Here is a 26646-nt window from a genome sequence, read left to right on the forward strand (position 1 = left end):
TCGAGTTCCCTGCTGGTGAGCCAGGGCGAGGACGTCGTTGTGGACGGTCTGCTGGGCCGGTCGATCCGAGCTGCGGTGCTTGCGGCCCGAACCGGTAGCTGAGCGGGGAAATTCGCGGCGGCCGCCACCGCTGTGGCCAACTGGCGCGCTGCGACCCAGAGCGCATGCGGATCGGATTCGGTGCCGTCGGCCGCTGTCGGCGATGTGCCGGGACGTGCGGGCCAGAAGGCTCGGATCAAACGGTCACGCCGGTGACTCGGCAATGCCTCCAGTATCCGGCGCACATCCGTGGTTCGGGTTTCGGCCAGCAGCCGGACCAGTGGGTCGGATTTCTCGAGCTGTGCGCATTCGGCAACGAACTCCCGGATGCTGTGCCAGGGCCCCGCGAATCTGCGATGTTTCCAGATGACCTCTCGCGCGATGTTGTTCAACCACGACTCGATGTTCCGGTTACCGAGCCGTCCGAGGTCCGCGATCGCCGTAGCACATACCTCGTCGGCGATGTGATGTGCTGCCTGCCGACCGAAATTCTCTGCGAGGCGCGGCATCTCGGGCTCGAAACGTCGTCGGAGCAGGGCGGTCGCGAGCTCCGGTCGTCCGTTGGCGACGTGCTGCTCGAGCACTTGCCGGAGCCGCGCTGCGCTGTCCCAGGGGGTGCCGACCCTCCCAGCGGTGTTCGCCTGTCGAGCCGTGCCGTCGTGCTGTGGGCTCCGCTGTGCCGCAGCGCGATCCGGCGAGTCCCGCAGTGGGGTGGTGTCCGGTGACTGTGACCCGACCGGCGCGGGATCGGCTTCGTCCGGATCGAGGTCGATCGCGACGGGGTCAGGGCCGCGATCGGCCGGGGTCGCTGGCCCCTCGTGGTCTGTCGGTGTATTCGCGGGGGTGTCCTTCGCGGCAGATAGGAAGGCCGCTGCGGCGGTCACATCGTCGGCTGTGCCCCCTTCGATGCCGGCCTGTACCAATGCGCGGGTGACGGCGCCGAGATCGCCCGGGGTCTGGGCGAGCGAATGCCGGACGATGGCTGCGATGGGTTCGGGGTCGTCCGGGCTGATCGGTTCCCACACGCCGTCCGTCAGCACCAGGACGACACCTTCGCCGCGTACGCTTCGAGCCTTTTCGCGCGGTTTCAGCCCGTCCAGAGACCGGCCCAGGTTGTGGGTGAGACCCGGGCCGCCGATCGGCGAGTGTTCGGCTTCTTCACGAGTGGTGTCGTGGAAGACGTCCAGAACGTCCTGGACCTTCGAGTCGTCCCTGGTCAGCTGTATCGGAGGGCTGTCGTCCAGTGGAATCCAGTACGCCCGGCTGTCGCCTACCCAGTCGACGGTGAGCCGTCCCGACACCATCAACGCGACCACGATCGTGGTGGCGGGGGGTCTGTCCGCGGGCGACTCCGGCGGCAAGGCGAGTACCGCCTCCTGGGCGGCGGCCACCGCGCCCTCGACTACGGCCACCGGATCGATCCGGCCGTCTCGGTCGGCCTGCCGCAGCGCCGCTGCCACGAAATCGTGAGCGGCTGCTTTGGCGGCCGCGGAGGCGCGGTGACCGCCCTTCGGCCTGGAGAGGCCGTCGTTCACGATGAGTGCGGTGGCCTCTTCGCCACCGACATTCGTTCTGATCAGGGCGAAGGCATCCTCGTTGATCGCGTGGCTGCCCCGATCGCTGGCTGCCGCAACGGGACCCAGATCTTCGACCGTCAGGTTCTCTTCGACAAAGCGCCGCGGTGCGGTTTCCGCGGAGCCGTGGGGGTCCGCACCATGTTGTCCCCGTCGATGTTCCGATCCGGGCTGCGCTGCGCGGTCCTCGGCGGCCCGACCGGGCGTCGCCGACCCGCCGGGATCGGACGCCGCGGGCTCGGTGAGATCGTGCTGCCGGGGCTGGGTTCGTGCGATGTAGTCGGGTTGTCCAGCTGCGCCGGGCCAGACGACGGACGCGCCGGGTTGCGCTGCCGGAGGAGTGGTCGTCGCGTGATTCCGCGGTTCGCGCAGCATCCCCACGATCTGGCGGACCGCGCGGTCGGCCGTGCCGTAGTTCTCGGCGGCTTGCGCGAGTCGTCGTTCTCGATCGGTCGCCCCGGCAAGGGCGGCGGCGGCATTGTCGCGAAGCTCGGTCGCCGTCAACAGCTCTGAGATCGCGCGGAAATGGTCGATCAGGAACGCGAGGCGCTCCCGGCCTATCCGTGCCATATCCCACTGCTCCGCGAAGGCCAGCAGTTCCTCCAGCCACTGCGACATATCCCGCAGCGCGTCGAAGCGTCGCGTGGCCTCGGCGAGCTGTTGTCGGTCGGTGGTACTCACCGAATCGACCGCTGCCCCCGCGGTCACCATCTCCGCGAAGATCGTTTCGGCCACGTCGCGCAGCCGCTCGGTCTCCCCCGGCCGGAGATGATCCGCGGGCCGGGTCCGGATCGCTGTGTCGGTGTGCGGGTGGGTCTGCGCCCAGACCTCCGCGACGGCGGCGAGGGCCGAGCCGAGCCGAATCTCCGCGGCGTCCTGCCGGGCCTGCAGGACGGCCGACGTCCCTTCGCGCAGGCCTTGCTCGTAGGCGGCGTTCGCCTCGGCGGCTTCGTCCGCGAAGGCCGACCACGCCGACATCTGGTGCGCGAACTGCTCCAACAGCCGCAGCCGTTCCGCGGGAATCCGCATATTCGGCTCCCGCCGAGCGGTCACCAGCTCATCGATCAGAGCGGGTGCGCGATTCAGCACGGGATCGTTCGAAACGTCCGCTGCGCCTGCCAGTCGCGCAGCGACCGCCGCACGCAGTGCCCGCAACTGTTCTATGTCACCGGATTGCGCGTTGTCGGGCTGACGGTCTGCGGGTGAGCTTTCGTCGGGGTCGAGGTCGATTGCAACGGGGTCGGGTCCGTGGGGGCTGGTCGGGCTGGCACTTTCCGGCTGATCCGTCCGTCCGGCGGCATTTGCCTTGTGCTCCCGATATTGGCCGCGGACTCGTTCGGCGTCGTCGAGGAGACCGGACTTCTCGCGATACTCCTCGACCAGCGGCAGGGCGCGGACCTGGCTGGGGTTCAGCTTGCCTTCTCGCTCGAGATGCAGCAGCGCCCCCAGCAACCTGTCGACCGCTGCCGCGGTCGACAGATCTGCGCGCCCCTTGCTGAGCTCGAGGAGTTGCCGCCGCAGTGCGTCGACTTCCTGCCGCAACGTCTTCAGTCTTCCCGGATCCGCGACCAGTTCCTGGGTTGTGGGCAGTGGGGCCGGATCGTGTTCGCTCGGGTTCGTCGACGAATCGGCCGACTCGGTGGGGCGGTCAGGGGACGAACCGGGTGTGTCGGGCTCGTCGGGATCGCCGAGGTCGATAGCGACAGGGTCGGGACCGGACGTACGACCGGTGGTGGGTGCGAGTTGATCCAGGCGGGACAGAACCTTGTTGAGCAGGTCGATCTCGGCTTCGCTGATGCCTGAGGCAGCGGCCCTGCGTTCCTCCTCGGCCTCACGACGACCGCGCTCGAAGGCGGTTTCGCCGGGTGGTGCCTGGGCGACTGTGCTTCGTCCAGCCATATGATCATGTCCGAATGCCATTGCGCCACTCGGCCGTATCTCACTCAGCGGCGTGGAGACCGGTAATCCGGCCAGGTGCTCCCCGAGTTGCCGGACGGTGTTCACCACGAACAACTTGGCTGTCGCCTCATTCCGATACCCGAGACCGGACACCATGGTTTCGAGGGACAGCCTGCGTGTGAAGACAGCGCGGATGATCTTCCGTTGCCGGTCCGTGAGCGTGCCGAGCGATTCCTCCAGTTGGACCGGGGTAGCTTCGGCCAGCGCCCGTGCCAGCTGGACATCCAATCTGTGCTGCTCGGCAACGAGAATCGAAGCCAGACGTCGAGCAGCGGCGACAGCAGGCCGGACGGCCGATTCCCGCGGAATCGGTCGTCGCGATCGCAGTTTCGCCAGCGTTTCTCGCTCGGCGGAGGATAGTTGGTTGCTGGCCTTCGCGATCTGTTCAGGGGTGGCCGCGGCCAGCACTGCGGCAGAACCCAACTCCCCGGTCCTTGCCACCAAGGCATTCGCCAGTGCGGAGCGATAGACGTTGAATCGTGCCGCAGCATCGTCTCGGGGCCGGTCGCGCCCGGGAATGGCCGGACTGCCGACATTCAGGTCGATCCCTCTGCACCGAGCCACCTCCAGCATTTCCGCCCAGTGAGCGGTTCCCAACTTCGCCGCCACCGAGCGCATGGCGGCGCCGACCTCGCGGCCCGAAAGTGCCAGCATTGTGGCGATCTCGCGGTGGGAATGACCCTTCGCAACGAGTGCGAGCATGTCGATTTCGCGATCGGTCACGCCGGAATGCTCGGTACCAGAGGGCGTTCGGTTGGCGGTGGCTGATGATTCGGGTTCCTCCCGACCGGTCCGCGAGGCTCCGGAGGCGGTGTGTGGCGAGGCGTTCGGCAGCGGGGGCGAGACCTCTTCCGCACGCGGTATCTCCGCGATCCGCAGCACACTGTTCTTTTCCTGCCGCGACAACGAACCTATGTCCCGGTCGCGATGCAGACTGTCCGCCAGCTCGAGAAACACCCAACGCGGGGTGGCACCGATCCGGTCGAGGTGCCCCCGGAGTTCGGTGACGGTCAATTCGGCGAGGCGGCCGTACCGGGGATCCGATTCGGCTATGCCATCGGAGCGCAGCACCGCCAGCATCTTCGCGCGGAGCGGGTGGAACCATCTGTGCTCCAGCATTTCCCGCGCAGAATCGCGCAATCGCTGGACGACGTCGCCGCCCGAGCTCGAGTCCGAGAGCCGGAATACATCGTCATTGATCTCCAACGCCAATTGCACGGCGCGCGCGAGTCGTTCGCTTCGCCGCCCGCCCCTCGCTGATACCCCCAGCAGCGACAGCGCATATCCGAACGTGTCGAGCCCATGCTGTTCCCTCAGTTCCGCCGGGTTTGTGGGAGCGGCGGGAACTGCTTCGACCGTATCGGCGCCGGGCAGGATGCCGGCACGGAGAGCCACTGCCACCGTCTGCGGCCGGTTGCGGGTACCGAGCTTCTCGCGGACACGGGCGAGCGCCTTGTCCACCGCGCTCGCGGAAATCTGGAGATCCTCCGCGATATCGGCGTTCGTGTCGCCGTTCGCGATCCGGGTGATCAGATCGATTTCGGCGGTGGTCAACTCGGGAACTTCCACGGCGGTCCGGGCAGTCCCCGGCAGGAGTCCGGCGCGGATGGCGACGGCCACCATCGCCGCCCGGTTGTGCGAGCGGAGCTTGCGGCAAACACGCATCAGGTAGTCGTCCACGGTGAGCGAGGACAGGCCCAGCGCCTGCGCGATGTCTTTGCTGGTCTCGCCGTTCGCGATCCGAGTGACCACGTTGATTTCGTAATCGGCCAGCCATATGCGGCCGGTGCCCGGGACGGCGTCGGCAGGGTCGGCGAGCGGGAGGTCGCCGGTGCGTACCGCAGCCGCGATGATTCCCGGACGGTTGTGGACATCCAGCTTTCGGCCGACTCGGGACACCAGCTGGTCCACGCTTCTCGGATGGATCTCGAGGTCTTGTGCGATGTCGTCGCTGGTGTCACCGTTCGCGATCCGACCGAGTACGTGGATTTCCTGACTGGTCAGCCTGCGATCGTGGCTGCTGGGCGTCTCATCGCCGGCGGAGGTATTGCTGGGGAGAATTCCGGTGCTCAGCGCGAGGTACACCGCTTCGGTCCGGTTCCGGGCACCGAGCTTGTGGCGAACTTGGGTCGCGTAGATGCTGACGGTCCCCGCGGACAACCCCAACTCCTCCGCGATCTCGCGGCTCGTCATATCCGCGGCCATCAACTCGAGCACCTCGAACTGACGTTTGGTGAGCCCACTGTCCGTCTGCTGTGACGAGTCGGTCGCGTGCGTTTCGGCGGCTGTTATCACCTGCTCGCCGACGTCGACCAATCTGTTGAGCGCACCTCTTTGCACCAAGCTGATCGCTGCGCCACGCCGCATCGCGTCCACCGCCTCGGTGACGTGTTTGCGCTGCGTGGCATTCAACCCGAACCAGCCGTCTACCAGACCTCCCACGATGCTGTGCAGCCATTCGCTGGGATCCGTGCCCGCATCGGCACGCCATCGGTGCGCCTCCGCGATCCGAAATGCCATGCGGTTGAGCTCCTGTGCCACCTGTACGAGCGGCCGCAAGTCGCGGCCGGTCGGCGCGGCCGGGACCCCGAGCCTGGCAAGCACTTCCCGGAGTGAGGCCCGGCCGTATCGCTCGCGTAGCTCGTTGAACGCAGTCGCATCCCCCTGGCGCGCGCGCCGCAGAACGGCGTCCGGCTCGTCGGGATCGCCGAGGTCGATCGCGACAGGATCGATGTGGACGCCGGATGTCGCCTCACGGTCGCTGGTCGGTTGCTGTTCTTCGAACCAGATGGTTTTGCCGCCGGCGCGTTCCAAGGTGACGCCCCAGGACGAGGCCATTGTTTCGAGCATGCCGAGGAAGAAGCCATGGGTGTCGGCGACGATTCCGGTTTCGGCCCATTCGGCGGCTTGGTCGTCGGTGAAGCCGGTGGCGTCGACGGTGCCTCGAGTGGTTGCCTCCTGTCGTGCGGGCAGGTCGCGGCTGGTATCGGTGACGGCAATACGAATTGTGTTTTCGCCGAGCCAGATTCGTACCCGGGCGTCGCCTTGGTCGGCATAGCGGTAGACATTTTGTACGAGGTCGGATACCAGGACGGTCACCTCGTAGGGATCCGGGTGGCCGGCCTGTCGCAAGCGCTGTCGTACGGCTCGCCGCGCGAGGCCCGGGCCTTGTTGCAGCGAGTCCTGCGGTATCGGCAGGTCGAGGATGAGTTCCTGTGGTGCTTGCGAGGGGTCGTTGGTGTCGGAGGTTTCGAAAAGCTTGAACCAGACCTGTTTTCCGCTGTCGTGGGGGAGCTCCCATCCCCAGGTTTCGGTGTGCGTGTCGAGGAGGTCGACGGCGCGCCACCCGGGGCTGCTGACGCTCTCCCGCGCAGGCAGGGTGCGGCTGTTGTCGCTGACATGGATCTCGATCCAGCGTTGACCTGGTTGCCCGTGGATGGCAGCGGAGATGTCGGGTGTCCCGCCGCCGTCGGCGCGAGCTTGCAGCGCGAGTTCCCAGGTGATGGCGGCGGCCTGGTCGGTGTGTTCGGCGATGGGCCAGTCGGCCAGCGCCCCGTGCAGCGGTTCGACGGCCGCGGCGATGTCCTGCAGATTCAGGCATCGGGTGGCGGTGTCGACCAGGTGACGGAGTTCGGCGGGAGCGTCCGGGCGGCGCGTGAGTGCGCGGAGGTGGTGCAGCGGGTCGCTGCTGATGCGGTCGGTCCATCCCGTTCTCGGCTCGGGCAGGCCGAGGATGTGAGCGAGTTCGTGGTCGAGTCGTTCTGCCCGGCTTTGCCATTGGGCACGCTGGTCGGAGGTGGTTGTCCGGCGGGCGAGTTGCTGGGCTTCGGCTTCGTGGGCGAGGCGGTCGACCACCCAGCCGGGGAGCCGGGTGAGGTCGGCTCGGTCGGTGGCGGCGCGGCGCTCGGTGTCGGTCATGGATCGCAGTTCGACATCGATCTGGTCGAGGACCTGCTGGACCGCACCGGGCAGGCTGTTCTGCAGGGCCGCGGCTACGTCCGCGCGGGTATGCGGTGCGGCCGTCGCGCTTTCATCAGCGTCCGGTATCTGTGCGCCGGAAGCGGATTTTCCTGTGCGGTCGGTCGAAGATGCCTGCGGGTTGTTCGGTGGCTCGTTCGGTGTGCCGGACGGGCGCGCAGCGCTTCTGTGCAGCCTGCTCGAGCCGGCAGATGGTGCGGCACCGTTGCGCGGATCGGGCTGAACCGCCCCGAAACCGGAGGTGCCGACGGGTGTCGGATCCGGATCCGGCGACAGCGCGTCTCGGTGGGCGTTGACGTCCTGCAACGCCTCCACCAACTCGGTGGTTGTCTCGCGCAGCTCCGGAGTGGGTATCACGGATGACCGCCGTTGCCCGGCTTTCTCCCGGAGACGGTCCAAGAGCAGTTCACGAAGTACCCGCAGCAGTTCGGGCGTCTGCGCCGCACCTACCAGACTCTGTGCTTTCACATCGGCGCGCAGCAGGCCCTGGGCCGACTCTCGGCGATCCCGTGTGGGTGAATCCGCATCGGCGGCATCGCAGACGAGCCGGGTGAGCCGTGCCGATTCCTCGCCCAGCCGATGGAACTCCCGCGTGAGTCGCGCGGTGTTGTCCGTGGCGAAAACGTGCGCCGCCTGGACTCCCGATTTCGACTTGTCGGTGGCGGAGTCGATCAGAGCGGCCAGTCGGTCGCGTTCGTCGCGCCACCGGTCTCCTGCGACTCGCGCACGTTCGCGCGCGGTCACCACGGCATCGCGCCGATCGAGCAACTCCAGCAATGGGATTCGATCGCCTGGCTCGCCGGTGGCTGCGTGGGGCTCGACGGCGGCGGCCGTGGCCTGCTCTCGGAGGGATCGCAGCTCCTCGGTGAGCATTTCGAAGCGCGCGAGCAGCTTTCGCTGCCTGGACTCGTCGGCCGGCGTCATCCTGTCCGGGTCGACCGGAGTGGGGAACAGTCGCGCCCGGACTGCGGACGTGCGGGCGAGCTTGTCCTGTACGGCGGTGATCCGCGCACCCCAGGCGGGCTGCACTGCCGACGGCACTACGGCCGGTTCGGCGGTGCTCAGCTGCCACAGTCGATCCTGGCGCTGGGTGGTCGCCGCGCGTACCGCTTCCGGGAGTTCCTCGACCAGGATCCTGCCGGTCGGGTCCACCCGCACCTGCCTGGTGATCATCGGAATGCCCCGCTGCCGCAGTTCATCCCCCAATTCCTCGGCCAGGGAGACGGGTTGGTAGGGGGCTTCGAACACCTCCAGCCGGACTCCGTCGATGATCCGCCCACGCGGACCGAACTGCAGACCGCCCCGGGCGGCCGCGACCTCGCTGACCGCCAGCTGCTCCGCTTGTGCGCGTGCGAGGCTCAAATCGGTGTCGAGACTCTCGCACCGTTGCTCGACCGCCTCGAGATGGTCGAGCAACGTCTGCAGCCGGGCCGCCCTCTCGCTGTCCATCCCCGGACGGGTCTGCGCATCTTGAATCCGGGTGAACAGGTCGGCCACATCCAGATAGGCCTGGCCTGCTCCGGTTGCGGCCCAGGCGCCGAGGCCGAGGAGCTCGGCTAGGCCGTCGGTCTGCACCAGCAGCCGTCTGACGTCGTTCAGGAGGTCGGCCCGCTGCGCGGCCAGGACGGAAATATGGTGAGTCCATTGCCCCAGCTCGCCAGTGGGCGGTTGCTCCCACTCCGCGAATCCCGGCAGTGGTTCGACAGCGGCCGTTTCGTGGCTGCGAGGGGTGGCACCGTACCTCTCGGCCTGTTGACGTTCCACGAGCCGGGCCAGCTCATCGAATGCGCAGAGCTTCCGGCCGTCGCGGCCGGTAACCACCACGAGCGTGTCCGCGGCTTCAAGGGCCCTTTGCTCATCAGGAGGCATATCGCGCCATTTCCGCGCCGACCGCGCCAGCACGCCGTCCGGTGACGTGCTCGGGTGGAAGCCGGATGCCGCGGGGACCGGCTCACGGTCGTTCGCGCGGTCGGTGCGAATCTGCACGTCCCGCCATACTTGTGCCAGCGGGATGCCCCGCAGGAGTGCTTGCAATACGTAGACCGGATGGGTGAAATCCTTCGGCGCGCTCTTGCCGAACGCATTGTTGGCCTCGGCCAGGGCTTCCGTCGGGTTGAAAACCGCGTTCCCGCCCAGGCCGAAGTCCACCGTGCCCAGGTTCAGCTGGGTGCGTTCTTGTCCGTATTCCTCACCCGCAACGATCCGGCTGCGGGTATCGCTGTCGAGCCGTTCGAGCCAGGCGTCGTATACGGATTTCAGGTCGACCCAGCCCGTGTCGCCGGTTTCCGCATCCCATGGACCGTGGTGGGTCTGCCGCCGCGCGCGGGCAACCCCGCCATCGTCTCTCCGAGAGAGTCCGGACTGTCGTAGCCATACATCGAAAGCCGCTCGGCTCTCGAATCCGTTCAACCAGAAGTCGAATGCTGCGAACAGGCGGTCTCCGTCGCGCCGCGTCTGCTCGACGCGGCTGTAGCCATTGAGCTGTCCCAACCAATCGTCGAATCGGGTCAGCGGCGGTAGCGCACCGGCCCTCCGGAACTCGGTGAAATGCTGATACAGAAACCCGAATGCCTTCGCGTCCAACCAGTCGGTGTAGTCATGCCTCCGGTCGACGCGGGAATGCCCGGGCAGGGCGCCCGCCTGCCGCTGCTCCGCGAGGTGCTCGTACCGGAAGTTTCCGTCCTCCCGCGGGCTGTCTTTCGGCGCCCGCAGGTGCGCAAGCTCGTGCCGGACAATATTGTAGGCAGAGTCTCCGGTCGGCGCGTTGAGTCGGCCGGACCTATAATTTCGCTCGAACAGCTCTCGAATATACTCCGGATTCCCGAAGTAGGTTTCGTTGAGCAATACATAGTTCTCTGGTTCGTCACCGAAAATCCGCCCAGCGGCAGCGAACGTATCACTCTCCAGAGGCAGGACCACCACCGCGTCGGGGCAGATGGCGTCGGCTTCCTCCAACTCGTCGAATATCGCTTTCCGAACCGACATCGCCATGTCGACGGAGAGTTTCTCCAGTCCCAGCACCTCGATGCCGTAGGTCGAGTAGAGATCTCCCGCAATCGCCTGTTTCACGCTGCGCTCCGCATCCGAAGCGGCACTCATTGCCGGAGATTCGGGCAGTGCGGCGGCGGAATAATCCTTCCACGCAGTGTCGGGGCCGGATTTCCATACTCTTGCCCGGCCCAAGTAATTGTTCGCCGTCGCGGCCGGCGATGCCTTTGCGGCTGCCGTCGCGGTGACTGTCAACGGTGGCGCGGGACTGCGCGGACCATCCGGCTCGTCAGCCACACCGAATTCGTCGGCGAATGCTGCTCGGATCCTTTCCTCGGCCTCGGCAAGGTATTTATCGGCGAGCTGGGTTGTGATCCCCAACCTGGCGGCGGCCTGCTCGGTCGACAAATCGGCCGAGCGAACCAGAAATACAATGCGTTTGGCCAGTCGGGGGTTCTCGAGACCAGACAGTGCTCGGTCGAACTTGTCTGCGAATTCCACATCGGTGAACTGGGACTCAACGGTCTGATTTACATCGCCCGGGCCGGACCTGCCCTCGACCGGAGCATCCTTCGAGACCTGTCGGAGGAGCGGAAGGGCGGTGATCACCTCCTCGCGGGTGAGATTCAATGCCGAGCTGATCTCGGCAATGTCGGGATTGCTGGTGGCGACGCCATTCGCGCGAATGTATTTATCGACTTTCGCGAGAATGCTTTGCGCTTGCGGCTTCATGCCCGGATAGCGCAGATCCAGGCGCGTCCTGATAACGGAATAATGAGCGGCCATCAAGGCGGCTGGAAAGAAACTGCCAGGTGGGACGAAGTTTCGAGTGGCGAGCAGAATTGCTATGGCTGCCTGTTGGGCATACTCGTTGCGGTGTTCGGCCGGGATGGACCGGCGGGCGGCGACCTCGTCCACGAGCCGTGTGTATCGTTCGAATATCTTGTTCCGGATACTCTTTTCCTCGGAGGAACCCGGTCGCGTTGCGATCAGATCCCAGAAGAGCCGCTCTTCCTCCGGATCGCGCTCCTCGGCGTCCGTGCGGGAGTAGTAGGTCGCCAGTGCTGATACGAGTGTTTCATTGGGTATTTCGAGTGCATCCCGAATTCGCCGGAGATCTTCGACGCCGGGCTTGTGGTAATGTTCGGTGAATTCGATCCACGCGTCGGATCTGCCAATTCTCGTGGCCAGTTCGAGCGGTGGGATTCCCCGAAATATTCGAACGCTTCGAATCCAATCATGTATGGAATCGAAGTCGGTGGGATGGGGGACCGATCCGCTGTCGAGGTCCGGAAGGTGGTGGAATCCCCATGCGGTGGCGACATCACTCCAGCTACCGGCGCGATGCAAGGCGTGACGGTAGATTCGCACCACGGTGAGGTCGAGTGGATCTCGCACGCCGGTCTCCAGGCTCTGGACCGCACCGGCGGAGATGCCGAATATGTTCCCGACTTCCGACCAGGACAGCCTGTTCACGTGCCGGAAGTGTCGCAAATACGCGCCGAGAGATTCCGAGTCGAATGGGCTGGGATAAAGAATTGTACCTCTGGGTAGATATGAGTAGCACTCCGAGATCTCGTCGTATAGGACATCGTCTTCGGTCGCTGTGGCCTCGAGCAGTGCAGCTACGTCATCCTTTGTGGGTCTGCTCTCTTCGGACTCCCAGCGGGAGACCGTATTTTTTCCCATCTTCAGTCGGCTGGTGAGCTGTGACCGCTTCAGATTGTGGAATGTTCGACGGAATCCTACATAGTCGCCGATGCGGGAATACCCCTCGGGATAAGCGGGCGCGCCATCCGGGGTAAGCAGAGCCGGATAGAACCGGGCGGCATCCAGGTACAGTGCGCGAGCGCCGGGAATCCGGCGCAGGGCTGCTCGAACATGCCGGACTTCCAAGCGCTCTCCCCGTTCCACCGCCTCCCAGGTGCCGTGGGCGGCGCCCACCAACTCGTCCATCCGGGCTGGTGTTGCCGCAAGGAACCGGCGCAACTCGATGTGCCAGTTTGTCGTGTCCCCCTCGGGTTGCGGAACCCGCCCCGCCGGGGCTGTGTCATTGCCGTTCGGGTCGATTCCGGCATATTCGAGCCAGCGGTGCAACTGTGCCGGCTCGAGGAGATTCATCTCGGCGTAATCGGTGAGACTTTGGATCGGTCGACCGGATCTGTCGGCGCGCCGTACTCGATACCACTCCAGGAACTCGTGTTCGCTGCCGGAGAGAGCGACCCACGGAAGGTCACCATTCTTTTCGGCAATTGCGGCGAGCTGGGCGCGTGAACCACGACCGTACACCTCGCGGACATTATCCAGATGTGCTTTCACCGTCTGCGGCGTGATGCCGAGGATCGCCGCGATCTCCCGAGTCGTTCGGCCGGCGGCCACCAGCGCCAGTATGTCCAGTTGGCGGGCTGTCGGCGCGGGCGGCTTCGCTCTCGGCCCCTCCGAACGCTTTTCGTTCGGATCCTGTGCGGTCCAGTCGTGCTGCTCTGTGGAATCCCCGGCTCGAGGAAGGGCGCCTTCTTTCTCGGCGACGGCGGCAAGTCGCGCGCGTGAACCGGGCCCGTACAGCTTGCGGATGTTGTCCAGATGCTTTTCCACGGTCCGCTTCGATACGTCGAGGGCGGTGGCGATTTCGTGGTTCGTCAGGCCTGCGTCGACCAGCGCGAGTATCTGCTGCTGGCGGGCCGTTGGCGCATTGGGGTCGGCCGGGGGCGCCGCGGGCTTCGACGCTCGATGATTCTGGGTGGCGGACGCCGGATTTCGCGTGGGTCGTGCGGTGACAGGAATGGCGCCGTCCTGTTCGGCGGCCGAGACCAGGTGCCACCGCGACCCTGGCCCGTAGACGGTGCGGAGATTGTCGAGGTGTTTCTCCACGGTCCGCACCGAGATGCCGAGGAGTGTCGCGATTTCTTGGTTCGTTCGTCCGGCGCCGACCAGGACGAGTATCTCCCGCTGGCGGTCGGTCAGTGCGGCGCGGGTTGGTGCGGCATCCGGATCCCCCTGCCGGGCGCGCTGCGATGCCTGGTCCGAAGGATCGACCTTGGAGTATCTCGCGGTGCCCCGGTTGCCGTCGGGGAGGTACGGAGGCTCGTCTCCGGTATTGCTCTCGGCGCGTGGCATTCCGGCCTGCTGCTGGTCGACCAGTGCGGTCAACCCGTCGAGAACGAAGTGTGACGAGCCGTCGGCGGCGACGTATGTCAGCTCCGCCTCGAGCTGTCCCCGGTAGGTCGCTCGGGCCTCGGCGCTCATCCCGCGCCACTTTCGTGCCAGCGTGGCGACCAGACCGTTCGGCGCGATGCTTGCGACGAATCCGGAAGCGGCCGGGACCGAACCACGCTGGTACGGCCGGGTCGCGGCATTCGCGGGCCCGTCGGTTTCCAGTGCTTGCGTCACCGTGAGGCCGTTCAGCAATCCCCGCAGGGCGTACACCGGATGTGTGGGATCCGCCGGGGCGCTCCGACCGAACGAATTGTTGGCCTCGGCCAGCGCCTCCGCAGGATTGAGGACTGTCTCCACGCCCCACCAATCCCAATCCGCGTCGACCTCGTCCTCGGGGAGGAAAGCGACTCTGGGCTCTCCCGGCTTCTGCGCGGGTTCCTGTTTCTTCTCGCGGCTGTCACTGTTGAGTTGTTTCAGCCATTCATCGAACCGCGCATCCGATGGCAGGTCGCCCTTGGCGCGCAACGCCACGAAGTACTCACGGAGATAGCCGAACACCCTGGGCGCCAGCTGGTCCCGGTAGTCCTGCCGTCGATCGAAGCGGGCGTCCGCGGGGAGTTCGCCCGCGGCTCGCAACTCCGCGAGGCGGGCGTAACGAGGTGCGCTGAGCGGTGGAGCGTGTTGCGACAGCAGTTCGGCCGGGTCTCGCAGGTGTGCCAGCTCGTGCCGGAGACGGTCGTATACCGGGTCACCGGTCGGCGCTGTCTTCATGCCGCGCCGGAAGCTCGCCTCCATCGCGGCGGTGAAGTATTCCCTGTTGGTGAAGAAATTCTCGTTGAGGAACAGGACGAACTCCTGCTCGCCGAGCATCCAATCCGCGGCGGCGATGGCTCCGTCCGACATGGGTGTGACGACTATCGCCGCGGGCCGAATGGTGGGATCCTCGGCGAAGCCATCGATCACCGCGTTCCGGACCGACAGCGCCGTCTCGACCGAGATCCCCGGCTTGTCCAGCCCCAGGACCTCGATGCCGAAGATCGTGAACAGCTGCGCCGCGATCGCCTGCTTGACACCGATGTCGGCGTCTCCGACGAATCCGTGCTGTTGTGCCGCCTGCACGGTGGGACGCAGCCCATCGGTGTGCAGTTTGATTTCCGCGCGCGCGATGTACCCGTTCACCGTGTTGCGGGACAGCTGCAGCCTGGCCGCGATCTGTCCGGCCGTCAGGCCCTCGGCGAGCAGTGCGAGTACTTCCCTTTCCCGGCGGGTGGGCACGGTGGGGTGCCGCTCCGCGAGTGTGGAACGGAACGCCTGAACGATGTCCGCGGGGACCGTGCCTGTGATGGGGATATACGGCAAGTCCGCCACCACCAGTCGCAGGGTCTGGACCTGCTGAGGTGACAGACCGGATTGCTCCGCGGACGACGGCACGGCGGCGTCGGGCAACCCGCTCGGTTGTGCGCCCCTTGGCATCCGGACGGGCCCTTCGAATCCCACCCTCTCGGCCAGTCGGACGAGCAGCCGGTTCGACTGGTCCGGCGTCAACCCGAGCGCAGCTGCGAGGGAATCTTCGGCGATGCCGTCGGCGACCAGGCGCAGGACGTAGAATTCGCCCTCCGACAGTGCTATCGCGTCGACCGTCCCCATCGGCCCGTCCGGGTGATACCAGAACCCGGCCTCGTCGGCCGCCCTGCGCACCAGCCGCATGTCCTCGTTCGTGCCCGAGCCTTTCACCGCATCACGGACCGTGGCCTTGGCCGTGCCCGCTGTTTCGGCCAGCGTCTCGCGAGAGGGCTGCGGTTTGATATGCGCGGGGACGAACTCGTTGCCGATCCAGCGCGCCGGACGAACGCGACGCGCCACGAAGTTCGGATCGGTGAGGGCTGCGATGTCCGCGCGGCCCGGCGGTACACCCAACCGGTGGGCCGCGGCCAGTACGCGCTGCGTGGTCTCGCCGTGCCACGGCTTCTTCGCGCCGAACCGTCCGTTGAACACACTGCTGACGTACGGCTCGCCCACATCTGCCAGCCGGGCGATATCGGCGCGTGTCGGTTGCTGCGCGGCTCGGCCCGGGCGGAGGGTGAGGTAGAGCTCCGCCAGACGGCGCGTCTGCGGCGCGACGGTCTCGTCGGCGGCCAGCACTTCGGCGTGCGTGCGGGTCAGCTCGTCGGCGGCGACGCCCAGCTGCTGCGCCAGCTGGTTGCGCAGCGTGTGAATCCGGACCGTGTCCAGCGGGACTGCCGCCGACGGTTCGAGAGGGGCACACAGGAAGGTCTCACTCGCGGCGACAAGGTGTTCCAGATCCGGCGAGTCCGTCAGGCTTGTGAGCCAGTACAGCTCGGCCAGCACCTCGCCCGTTGTCATCGGCTGGGGTGGGCTCAGGTCTTGCAACCCCAGCAGTGCCCGCAATTCTTGGTCGAGGGCCCGGCGCCGGTTGTCGAAACCGTTCTGGTTCAACGGATCGGCCTCAGGGTCGGCCGCATCCCGGAGACCGGATTCTTCGCCGTCGCGCCGCTCCAGCTCGGCAAGCGCGCCCTCGCGAGTGGCCGCTTCCTGATCCGCATGCAGTTCGAGCTGGGCTCGGATCCACCGACTCAGCGCCTGACCGTCGATGCCGGTCAAGGCGGTGGGCATGGCGTGTGTCTGTTCCGCGACGAGGGCGAGGGCCAGGCGTACAGCTCCCCGCGTCATCGCACCCGGTGGCAGCCCGAGGTGCTCGGCCAGCGCGGTCTGGGCCGGGTCCGAGGCCGCTTCGGCGGGCTTGGCCGATTGTGCCTCGCCGGATCCGTCGATGTCGGCGGGGATGGGCGAGGCCTCGTGGGAGTCGGGTGTCGACTCGTCTCGGACATCGTCGGTATCAGTCCCCATTGCCCGTCGCAGCGCGTCCGTGACGCGCGCCTGCAACTCCGGGTCCGGGGCGTCCGCGGGATCGTCGACGGCGATACCGCTGTGCAGTGCCCAGGCGACCAGCCCGGCGGTGTCGTTGATACCGAGTTTGGTACGAAGGCCGATCCGGATGTGTTTCACCAACGGCACCGAGATGCCCAGCTCTGCCGCAATGGCCGGGTTCGTGAACCGCTGGGCCACCAGGCGCAGGACCTCGGTTTCCTGCGATGTCAGACCGACGTCGACCGTTGGTTCGGGTATCGGTTCCGGGTGGTCGGCCGACCATGCCCGCTGTGCCGCCATCAGTAGCACGGCCCGATCAGGGGTTCCGAGCTTCACCGCGATGCTGTCGAGTTCGCTGATCACGGTGGCATGCGATCCGCCCAGCGTGCGAGCGATCGCTTTGAGTGACAAGCCTTGTGCGGCCAGCCGCAGCACCTCGGGTTCACGCGCGGTCAGTTCGGACGATTGGGTGGCGATCCGAGATCGGAAGGCCCGCACCGTGGCCCAGGACACCGCTGTCGGATCACCGCTCGCGCCCGGCAGCGACTCGGCGAGTGTCTCGAGCCGCTCGAGCTGCGATGTCGGTTCCGGTCGATCCGCCGACACCCGAATCCGGCCGCGCGTGCCGATCTTGTCGGCCAACTGTGCCAGCACGGGGTCCAAACCACGGATCGGCAAACCGAGCGCTGTTGCGAGGGCCTCGTACGGCACTCCCTTCGTGACCAGGTTCAGAAGGAGCGCCTCGGCTTCGCTCAGCTCGACAGTCCGCGCCGCTGCGGCCGGCGACCGGAGGCTGCGCGCCCGGGCCGCGAGTTCCTCGTGATCCGAGGTGCCCAGCTTGGCTTGGATATGGATCCGATAGCCCCGTGCCGTCGATGCCGTAACTCCCAGCCGGTCACCGATCGCCTGATCCGTGAGACCGTCCGCCAGCAGGTCGAGAACCTCGCGTTCGCGGGGAGACAGATCGACGTGGTTCCGCGTTGCCGCGGAGTGGGGATCGCCGGGCTGGAACGCCCCCTGCCGCTGCGCCGCCAGCAGACCGGGCAGCCTGCCCTCGACGCCCAACCGGCCGGGAAGCGCGGCCATGAATGTCCGCACTCGATACCGAGTCGTCTCCAGCTCGGTAGCGATGTCCCGATTGTCCAGGCCGTTCGCCGCCAGCTGGAGGATGGCGACCTCGTCCGGGGCGAATTCGACGTCGATGTGCGGGCCGGATGGTTCGTCCAGCCATCCCTCTCGATCTGCCGCGAGGACCGCGGGAATCAAGCTCGGGCAGTGGAGTTTGGCGCAAGCATGCCGGGCGTAGCTCTGGACGGTTTTGTCCGAAATCCCCATCAGGGGGCCTATTTCGCGGTACGAGAGCCCGCGTGCACTCAGGCGCAACACCTCGAGTTCCCGGGGGGTCAGTCCGCCGCTGCCCGGGATCGGATCGTCGGATTCGGTTCGATCCGATTCCGGAGCCACCTGTGCGGGAGATTCCCCGGCCGCCCGGACCTGAGCGACTGCCGAGGCGAATTTGCGAATCGGAGCCCACAGCAGCGGGTCCATGTCCTCGCCGGGAGCCGGTAGCACTGCTTCGGCCGTCCGGTCCGATTGGCCTGGCCAGAACTGGCGGAGTACTTGCTGCTGGTTCCGGTCGAGCCCGGCCTCGCGGAGAGCGCGCTGCAGATCCTCGGGGGCGGCGTCGGCCAGCGCGCGGGCTACCGCATTATTCCGTTCGGTCGATGGACCAGCGACGTAGATCGCCAAGATCTGCTGCCGGAAGCTGTCGAAAGAAGCACGCCGCGACGTCGGAGCCGAGCGAGGAGTCGGCAAGTCCGGGCCGGGTTGCGTCGAGCCCGGCCGCGCATCGTCTGGATCATCGAGGTGGATCGGCGCAGGAGCGGCCGCCCGCGCGCGCGGCTCACCGAGCTGCTGCCAGAACGCCGGCGGGAACACCGACCGGTGGCCGGCTCGTCCGGCTGCCACCGCTGCTGCTGAATTATCTTGGGGCGCTGTCTGCTCGGGAGCCTGTGCGGTGTGATCCGGGGACGATGCGACGGTGGCGCGCTGCTGCGCCTGGAGCCGGGCCAGCTCGTCGAGCACGAAACCGCTGTCGGGGTTCAAGTACGCGACTTGCCGTTCCGCGTAGGCGGCGCGGGCAGCGGGGGATTTCGCGCGCCATCCCGCGGCCAGGGATGCGGCCCGGCCCTGCGCGGCGATGCTCGGGCGGAACTCGGAGGCGGCCGGGACCGGCCCGCGGTAGTTGGCTGTTGCCAGGGCGTTGCGTTGTGTGGCGTCCTGCAGGACTTGGGCGAACGGAACTCCCCGGAGCAATGCCTGCAGTGCGTAGACCGGGTGTGTGGGGTCCGCCGGTGCGCTCCGGCCGAACGCATTGCTCGCCTCGGCCAGCGCCTCCGCTGGGTTGAATACTTTGAGTGCGCCCAGTTCGAGCTTCTCTGCATCCAGCCCGAGCCTCGCCGCATCCGGGTCCGGACCGGTGCGAGACCGTATGCGCACCTCGCCCTTGCGTATTCGCTGGTTCGTGGTGTCATCGAGCTGCTGCAACCACACGTGGTATACGGTCTCGAGGTCGACCCAGCCCGCTTCGTCGTCGGCTTCCGCACGAGCGCGGTCGGCCGGGCGCCGCGCACCCGGAACCTCGGCGCCGTCGCTGCGTGAGATTCCGGATTCCCGCAGCCATGCGTCGAAGTCCGCGCGACTCTCGAATCGGCTCAACCACGATTCGAAGGCCCTGAACAGGCGGTCTTCCTCTTCATCCCGCGGCTTCTTCCGGCTGCTGCTGTACGCGTCGAGCTGCCCCAGCCAATCATCGAATTCGGTTTCGGGCGGTAGCGAACCGAATCTTTTCAGTTCAGCGAAATGCGTGTACAGGAAACCGAAGGCCCGTGCCTCTTTCGAGTCCCTGGAGCTCTCTTCCTGGATAGGTCCGATTCGCGCATGGTCCATCGGCCGTTTGTCATAGAGGCCCTTCCGGGCGTTTTGGTCTCGCAGGTGAGCCATCTCATGGCTGATGGCGTCGTACGCAGGATCGCCGGTCGGGGCATTCAGTCGGCCCGCCTGCACAGCGTTGTGCATGGTCGCCCGGAAATGCTCCATGTCCCCGAAGAGGTTCTCGTTCAGCACCATACAGATCGGGGCGGTCGCGTCGACGCCATCGGCAGTCCAGATGCAGGCGCCCGTATTGCCGCGCATCGGAGCGATGAGTATGACGTCGAGGTCGATCGAGCGGTCCGCGGCGAAACCATCGACGATCGCATTCCTGATCGACAGGGCCGTGTCGACGGAGATCTCCGGCTTGTCCAGTCCGAGCACCTCGATGTCGAACGTCTCGAACAACTGCCGGGCGATGGCTTGCTTGGTTTTTCGATCGGCCTCGGCTGTTCTCGCAGGGTTCGCTCGGTCGCGGTTCTCGGCCGAGGATTTCCGGTGCCGGGTCGTCGAATCGGCCGCCCGTGCTGCGATCTCCTGCGCGACCCACCCGAACAGGGCGACCTGAGCGTCGGTGAGGTCGTTGCTGCGGGATTTGGAATCGAGCGCTTCGTTGACGAGTCGACGTACCGCGGGATTCAGTTGATTGAGGCTGTCGAGCCACGTGTCCTGCGCTTCGCCGAGCAGCCAGTCGCCGATGTCGACGCCGGGGGGGACTTGCCAGCCACCGGCTTCGGCGGCGCCGAGCGTGGCACGGGCGACGGCGTGCGCCAGGAGCTGGATTCGCGTGGGTGGGGTGCCCTGCTCCGCATCCCGGCTGAGTACGGTACCCATGGCCTGGGCGGTGGCGGGGCCGAAATGACGGTCCAATGTCTGCGCGGCGGACCGGTCTCCCTGCTGCGCCCGTTGCAGTATCTCGGTGCGGTCGCTGGCGGGCAACTGGTCGAACGGGACGGTGGTACCCGGAGCTGCCGCGAGGAGGGGCTGGGCGGTCGGCACCTGCGCAACCAACTGGGCGACGGCTGCGGTTTGCGCGTCTTCGAGCCGACGTCCTTGCTGCAACGCCGTCCCGGCATCGGTGACGAACCGACGCTGCGCCGGATCGAGTTGATTCAGGCTGGTGTCCAGCAGATTTCGTGCGGTCTCGCGCAAGTGGTCGGCGACGTCGGTCCCGATGGGGATCCCTTGCGACTCGACCTGATCGAACGCTGCGTCGCGGATCGCCTGCGCCACCGGCAGCAACGGCGCGGCCGCCTGTCCGCCGGGTGCGTCCAGCAGCTCCAGGAGGTGGCGGAGGGTGCTGTCGCCGTGCTCGTCACGCAGGTTGGGCGCGACCGGTGGGATACCGGAAGCCAGGGTGGATGTGGCTCCGGCAGCGAGGCCGGCGGCGGTCGGGACGGGGGTGCCGTTGTGGGTGGCGGCAGGGGCGTGCTGTGTGTGCGGGGTCGCATGTGGACCGGTCGCATGCGGAGCCGCCGTACCTGCGGTCTGGGGAGGGGGATGCTGGGGTTGCTGGGTCGCAGTGCCATGTGCGTCGGTGGGCGGGGCGTTGGCTCGGTTGGCGCTCGCGTACTTGGAGGCCAGCTGATTCGTCTCGACGGCGTCCTTCATCGCCGGGACGGCGTGCTTCCACAAGTCGGACTCAGCGTTTCGCAGCGCCGTTTCGGCCCTGTTGAGTTCGATGCGGGTGGCCGCGGTGCCGAGGGCTTCGTGCTGTTCCTGGGCGGCTCGGTGCGCCTTGACGGCTTCCTTGTACTGGACGATCTGTTGCGTGACGCCGTGGTCGGTGACGCGGCCCAGAAAGTCCTCGGGGGAGACGTAGTGCACTGCCGAGCCCGGGGTGCCACCGTGCTCCCGGTCGTCACCGGATCCGCCCCGGGCGCCGCGACCATCGACCTGATCGTTGACCCGCTCGGAGTACGACGGCCCGCCGCTGACCTTGACGTCGACACCGCCGAGCTCGATCACATCCTTCGACGGTGTCGGGTCGGCGCCGCGGCCGCCGTCCTTGTTGGTGATATAGATGGTGCCCTTGTCCCCGAATTCGTCGATCTTCTGCCGGACGAGGGCCTCGGCGTCGGCATTGCTACCGCCGTGCTCGGCGTAGAACTCCGCATCGACCACCTCGAACTGGAGCTCGAATTCCGGGCCGTGTTCTTCCTTCGCCGCTGTGCGGAGCAGGTCGACCAATCCGATCCGTCCGGCTTGCGGGTCGCCCCGGATTTCGCCGTTGTCCATACACACGATCCACTGCGCCCGACCCGTTTGTTCCCCGTCGACAACCCTCGCATCCGTCAGGATGTCGCGAGCCAGCTGCGTGAGTTTCGCGTGGGTATTCTCGTAGAATTTCGGTGGTTCCACGATCCGTTGCGATGTATAGAAGGTCGGCAGTTCCGGCACCGGCCCCACACCGTACAGGTCATAGGTGATGCCCTCGACACCCTTCAACGTCCCCGACAAACCGGACGGCTCGAACAGCATTGCGCTGCCGATCAATTGCTGGTCCGACATCCGCAACGAATGCTCCTGATTCGCCCGGACCGGCAGACCTTCCTTGAGATCCACGAACTGGCCGACGTCCTGCCAACGCACTTCGGTCGATTTCGTCCTGTCCCACATCGCCTTGTCGTTGGTTTCGTGAGCGAGGATACCGATCTTCGCGCCCTCGCCCTCGTCCGCCCTCGTGACGTAGTGTGTCCCCTTCTCGAGGCCCCAGCGTGCGTTGGCGGCATCGGCGTAAAGCTTCAGCTCCGAGACGGTGACGGGTTCACCCGCCACCTTGTCGAGCTTGGCGACAGCTGCCAGGGTCGCTTCCGCTGCCCACATTCCCCGGGTGTTCTCAGGTCTGTTGAAATCCGCAGCCGTCAGACCGTGCTCACGTTCTGCGATTATCAATCGATCCCAAACCCCCTGCAGTTCGGCGACGACCTCGGGTGTGGCTTCCTTCGCAGCGCCGGGGGAAAGCACACACTCGGAATTGCCGTCGAAGATGGTGTCGAACTCGTCGATGGTGAGCTTGCCCGCCGGGAACGGATCGTATCGGATGTCCAGGCCCTGGTCGGATGCCGCGGTATCCAGCCTTTCTTTGATCAGATCGATCGACGGTTTCGTGTTGAGGAAGTCCCGCAGTGTCGTCACCTCCTGGTGTGACATGCCACTGGCTGCGAGGTCGTTCATCATCGAATCCGCGACCTTCAACGCGCGGAACAGGTAGTCCTCCTTCGTGCCCACGACGATCCGGCTACGGCCGGGCACCGGATCCGGCAGCGGGCCGTCCTGATCCATCCGGACCACATCGATTCCCGTATCCGACTCCGGCCGCGCCACGAACGCCTCCAGCTCACCGGCCAGCTCACCGGCGAGCAGGTCACTGCTGGTCCATGCATGTGCGGTGCCGTGATCGATGGCGTCGGCCACCTTCTTCATCACCATGACGATGGTCTTGCCCTCGCCGGTCTTCATATCGACCGGACCGTGCTCCAGCAGCAGGAACGCCGCGGCCTGCGTCTCCCGGACCAGCCGATGCCGGTCGTCACCCCGGCGAATCCATTCCGTCATCGCCGCGACGCGATCCTCCCTGGAGCCCCGCACCATCGTGTCGACCAACGACTCCGGTGATGCGTTCGCCAGCGGGCTCGTACCGTCGGCCGCGCTGCCCGGCTCTCGCAACGCCCCGATGGCGCGACCGGCATCCAGGGCCGCGCGTACTCGCTCCTGGGCAACGACGTCGAACACGGCGCCGCGATCGGTGAGCACCCCAGCCTCGTAGTCGTTCATCAGCGAAAGGCCCGCGTTGTCCGAGATTTCCACCAGGTCACGGGCTCTCGCCTGCGCCGCTGCGTCGTGCTGGGCCACCGACGCGTCATACGCATCCTGGCACTCGGCCAACTTCGTCCGAGCCTGCCGGAGCTGTTCCTGAGCCGCCCGCGCGGCTTCGACGGCCACTCGATCCTCCGCCGTGCCCCGCCCGAAGAGATCGCGCATCTTGTCGCCGAGGCCGAGGCGGGTGGCCCGCTCATGCTCCTCCGCCACCCGTACGGCTTCCTCCTGCCGCTTCAGCGCGGCATGCGCGGCCTGCTCGCGCTCGGCCGCCGCTTCGACACGCTGCCGGTGGTGTTCGCGCACGAGCTCGTTCTGCTCGCGCTCTGCCGCGATGCGCTGCTCTACTTCGGCTCTCGCCTTGGCGCGTGCGGCCGCGGCTGGGTCTTCATCGCGAGCGGCGGGCGGCGCCTCCGAGTCATTTTGTGCGCGAGGGTGCTCGGGTTCGGACTGGGGTGTTGGTGCGTCCGCGTCGTCGGAATGAGCCTTGACCTGTTGCTCATTCGTGCCGCCGTCGGCCGTGCGGCCGTGCTCCGATTCCGGTTTGCCTGCCGCGGGCGGCGTGTTCCGGTTGCCATTCTCGGTGGCGTGAGCCGTCGTCGATCCGGGTGGTGCCGAGCCGTCCTCGGCATGCCCGCGCGCTCCTTCGGCCGGTTCGACGGCCGGAGGGCGCTCTGCAGCAGCATTCTTCGGAGCCGAGACGCGTGGCGGCCGATTGCCTCCGGCAGCAGCGGGCGGACCACCGGCAGCGGGTGCGCCGGGCTGGACACCAGCGGCCGGTCGCGCTGGGCCGCCCGTCGGCTGCGCGGTCTGCCGCTGCTGCCCGGCCGCGTCCGCGAGCCTGTCCGCGCCGGGGGCACGCGGACCGGAATCGCCGCGGTGTGGAGCGGGGGCAGGGTCGGTGACGACCGTCATTCCCGGGGACACGTCGTGGTCCGATGACAGGCCGCCGTCGGCCGAATCCTTGTGCGCCGCCGCCGGTACCAGCTCGGATACGGCCGGTTCGGGTTCGGCGGCTGCGTCAGGAACCCGTTGTGCTCCTTGGTCCTCGGTCGCCGACGCGATCGGACTGCGTTGCGCCGATGCGTCGTGCGGGTCGGTCGTGACGGGTTGCGGACCGGATTCCTCGTCCGCTGCGACACCTCGATGCCGAACCGGTTCCGACGGCCCGGCTGCCGGATCGTCGCTGCGGGCATCCGCGACGGCGCGGCGTCGCCCGCTCGGCCCCTCACCCGCCGTGTCCCGGCCGCTGGGGTGTGGCCGGGCCGAGGCGGCGGCGTTGTCCGGCACCGCGGCGTGCTCCGGCGTGGACTGCGGTACCGGCGACGTGTTTTCGGAGACGACCCGATGCCGGTCGCCGTGAGCCGACCCGGGCGTGGCCTCGGCCGGTCGAGGTCGAGGGCTGCCTTCGCCGGTATCCGTGGGGTGCGGCCGCGTGGAGTCGTCAGGGCCGGCTACACGGTGATCATGCTCGGTGGTCTTCCGTGCCGTGCCCGCGTTCTCGGCGGCGTTGTTGTCCGAGTCGCGCGGTGCCGGTGGCAGTTCACCGTCGGTAGGAGCCTTAGCGGCGCCGTTTACCTCGGAATCCGTCTGTGCGGCAGGAGCATTCCGTGACGCCGGAGCCTCCGCAGGCGCCAGATCCGTCCCGATGCTCGGCACGCCGACCGGGTTGACGGTGGTAGGGATGGCGGCGGCCGGGAAGGTGACGTTCTTGACCGGATTGACGTTGTCGACCAGCACGCCGGGCACGCCTGTGGGTTCCCAGTCCATGCTGTTGTTCGGGACGGAGAACGGTTGCTCCGGGCGCGGCTTGTGCTCCTTCAACGGCGACACATCAGATGGTTGACGGCCTGCGTCGGAGTCCGGCGTTGTCCTCGCAGGGGCCGGATCCGCAGGTGTGGCCATCGCGTCCGAGGGAGGCTTGACGGACTTGACCGGGTTGAGGTTGTCGGCCAATGCGTTCGGCAGATTCGAGGGCTGCCAATCGGCACTGTTCAATGGGAGCGCAGGACGGGCCGGCCCGTCCGCGATGGCCCCCGTTTGGCGCAGCAGCGCCACAAGATTGTCGATCTGCTGTTGCTGATGGGCCGGGGAGGGGTTGTTCGGATCGAAGTCGGCGGTGACGATGCCATGCGAGCGCAGTGCGTCGACGAGCGCACCAGGCGACGCTTCGGCCGTGGTGACCTCCGGTGCGACAGCGGGTTCGGCAGTCGTGTCGGGAAGTGGTGCCCGGCTGCGCATCCCCTGTGCCGCAAAACCTGCCGCGCCGATGAATCCGCTACCGATACCGGGGATCAGGCCCTCGGTGAAGGCCTTGCGGCTGAACGGCTGATCCGACAGCACAAGCGAGACCGCGGTGCCGCCGAGAGCGCCGACGGCTCCGGCTCCGGCGCCGACCATGGTGGTGCCGGCGAGCTGCCGGGCCACCCGTCCCGCGGTGCTGTTGGCGTTCGCGCCGATGGTGGCGACCTTCGGCCCGGCCCAGAGTCCGAACAGCATGCCGAGGAAGCCACCGACACCGCCTGCGGCCGTTGCCACGCCGACCGACTTCCAATCCATCTGTTCGCGGTCGCCCTTGGCGACCTGAATCGCCTGGGCGCCGGCTTGGGTGCCGCCGCCCAGTGCTACCCCGATCGCGACTCCGTTGCGCAGCAGCACCATCGAGCCGCGTTCCGCGGCAAGTTCCGCACCGCGTCCGGAAAGGAATGCCACGAATCTCATCCACGCGCGCTGCGCCGCGGTTCGGGTCGCCATCTGTGCTACGGCGGCCTGGATCGGACCACCGGCCGCGAACATCAGTGCGCACCGGGCCAGCTGGATGGCCAGGATCACGGCCATGCTGATGATGACCATCTTCTGCAGCTCGGTCGCGTTGGCGCTCTCGTAGAGCTGCCTGGCGAGGCTGTCGCAGTTGGTGGCCTGCTGTCGGAAGCGATCGGCCGTGCGCCGGTGATTGTCGGCGATCGCGGCGACGGTGTCACCGTGTGAGCCCTCGGGCGGCACTGCCTTGGCTTCGTGATATTCAGCCTGCTCACGACACCATTCGGCCTTATCCGACCAGGCATCGGCGGCGCGTCGTTCCGCGTCCTCGTCGCCCAGAGGGAAGTGCCCGGCGACACACATCACTACGGCCGGGGGGAGCCAGTCCGGCAAACGTAGCGTCATGTGCGCTCGCGTTCGTCGAGGCGTATCCGGCAAGGGGCTCCGTGAACGCTACGGTTGCCGGCATCGCACGGTCGCACCCGAATCCCATGCCCTCCCGCCGGCGGGAAGTTCCTCTCCGGTCGTCGGCAATTACGCAGCATCGTCTGCA

1 protein-coding gene (only partly in view) is annotated in these 26646 nt (G+C 67.0%); it reads right to left on the reverse strand.

Features of this window, described 5'->3' with window-relative positions; genetic code table 11:
* On the reverse strand, positions 1-26498 hold the 5' portion of the coding sequence (locus IU450_RS16360; RefSeq protein WP_195150636.1) for a LuxR C-terminal-related transcriptional regulator. 23941 nt of this gene lie to the left of the window's left edge; only the first 26498 of its 50439 coding nucleotides appear in the window; it begins with the start codon at positions 26496-26498; the stop codon falls past the left edge of the window.
* Between the last annotated feature and the right edge of the window lie 148 nt (positions 26499-26646).

Origin of the sequence: Nocardia abscessus, assembly GCF_015477775.1 — a bacterium.
Lineage (GTDB): Bacteria > Actinomycetota > Actinomycetes > Mycobacteriales > Mycobacteriaceae > Nocardia > Nocardia abscessus_A.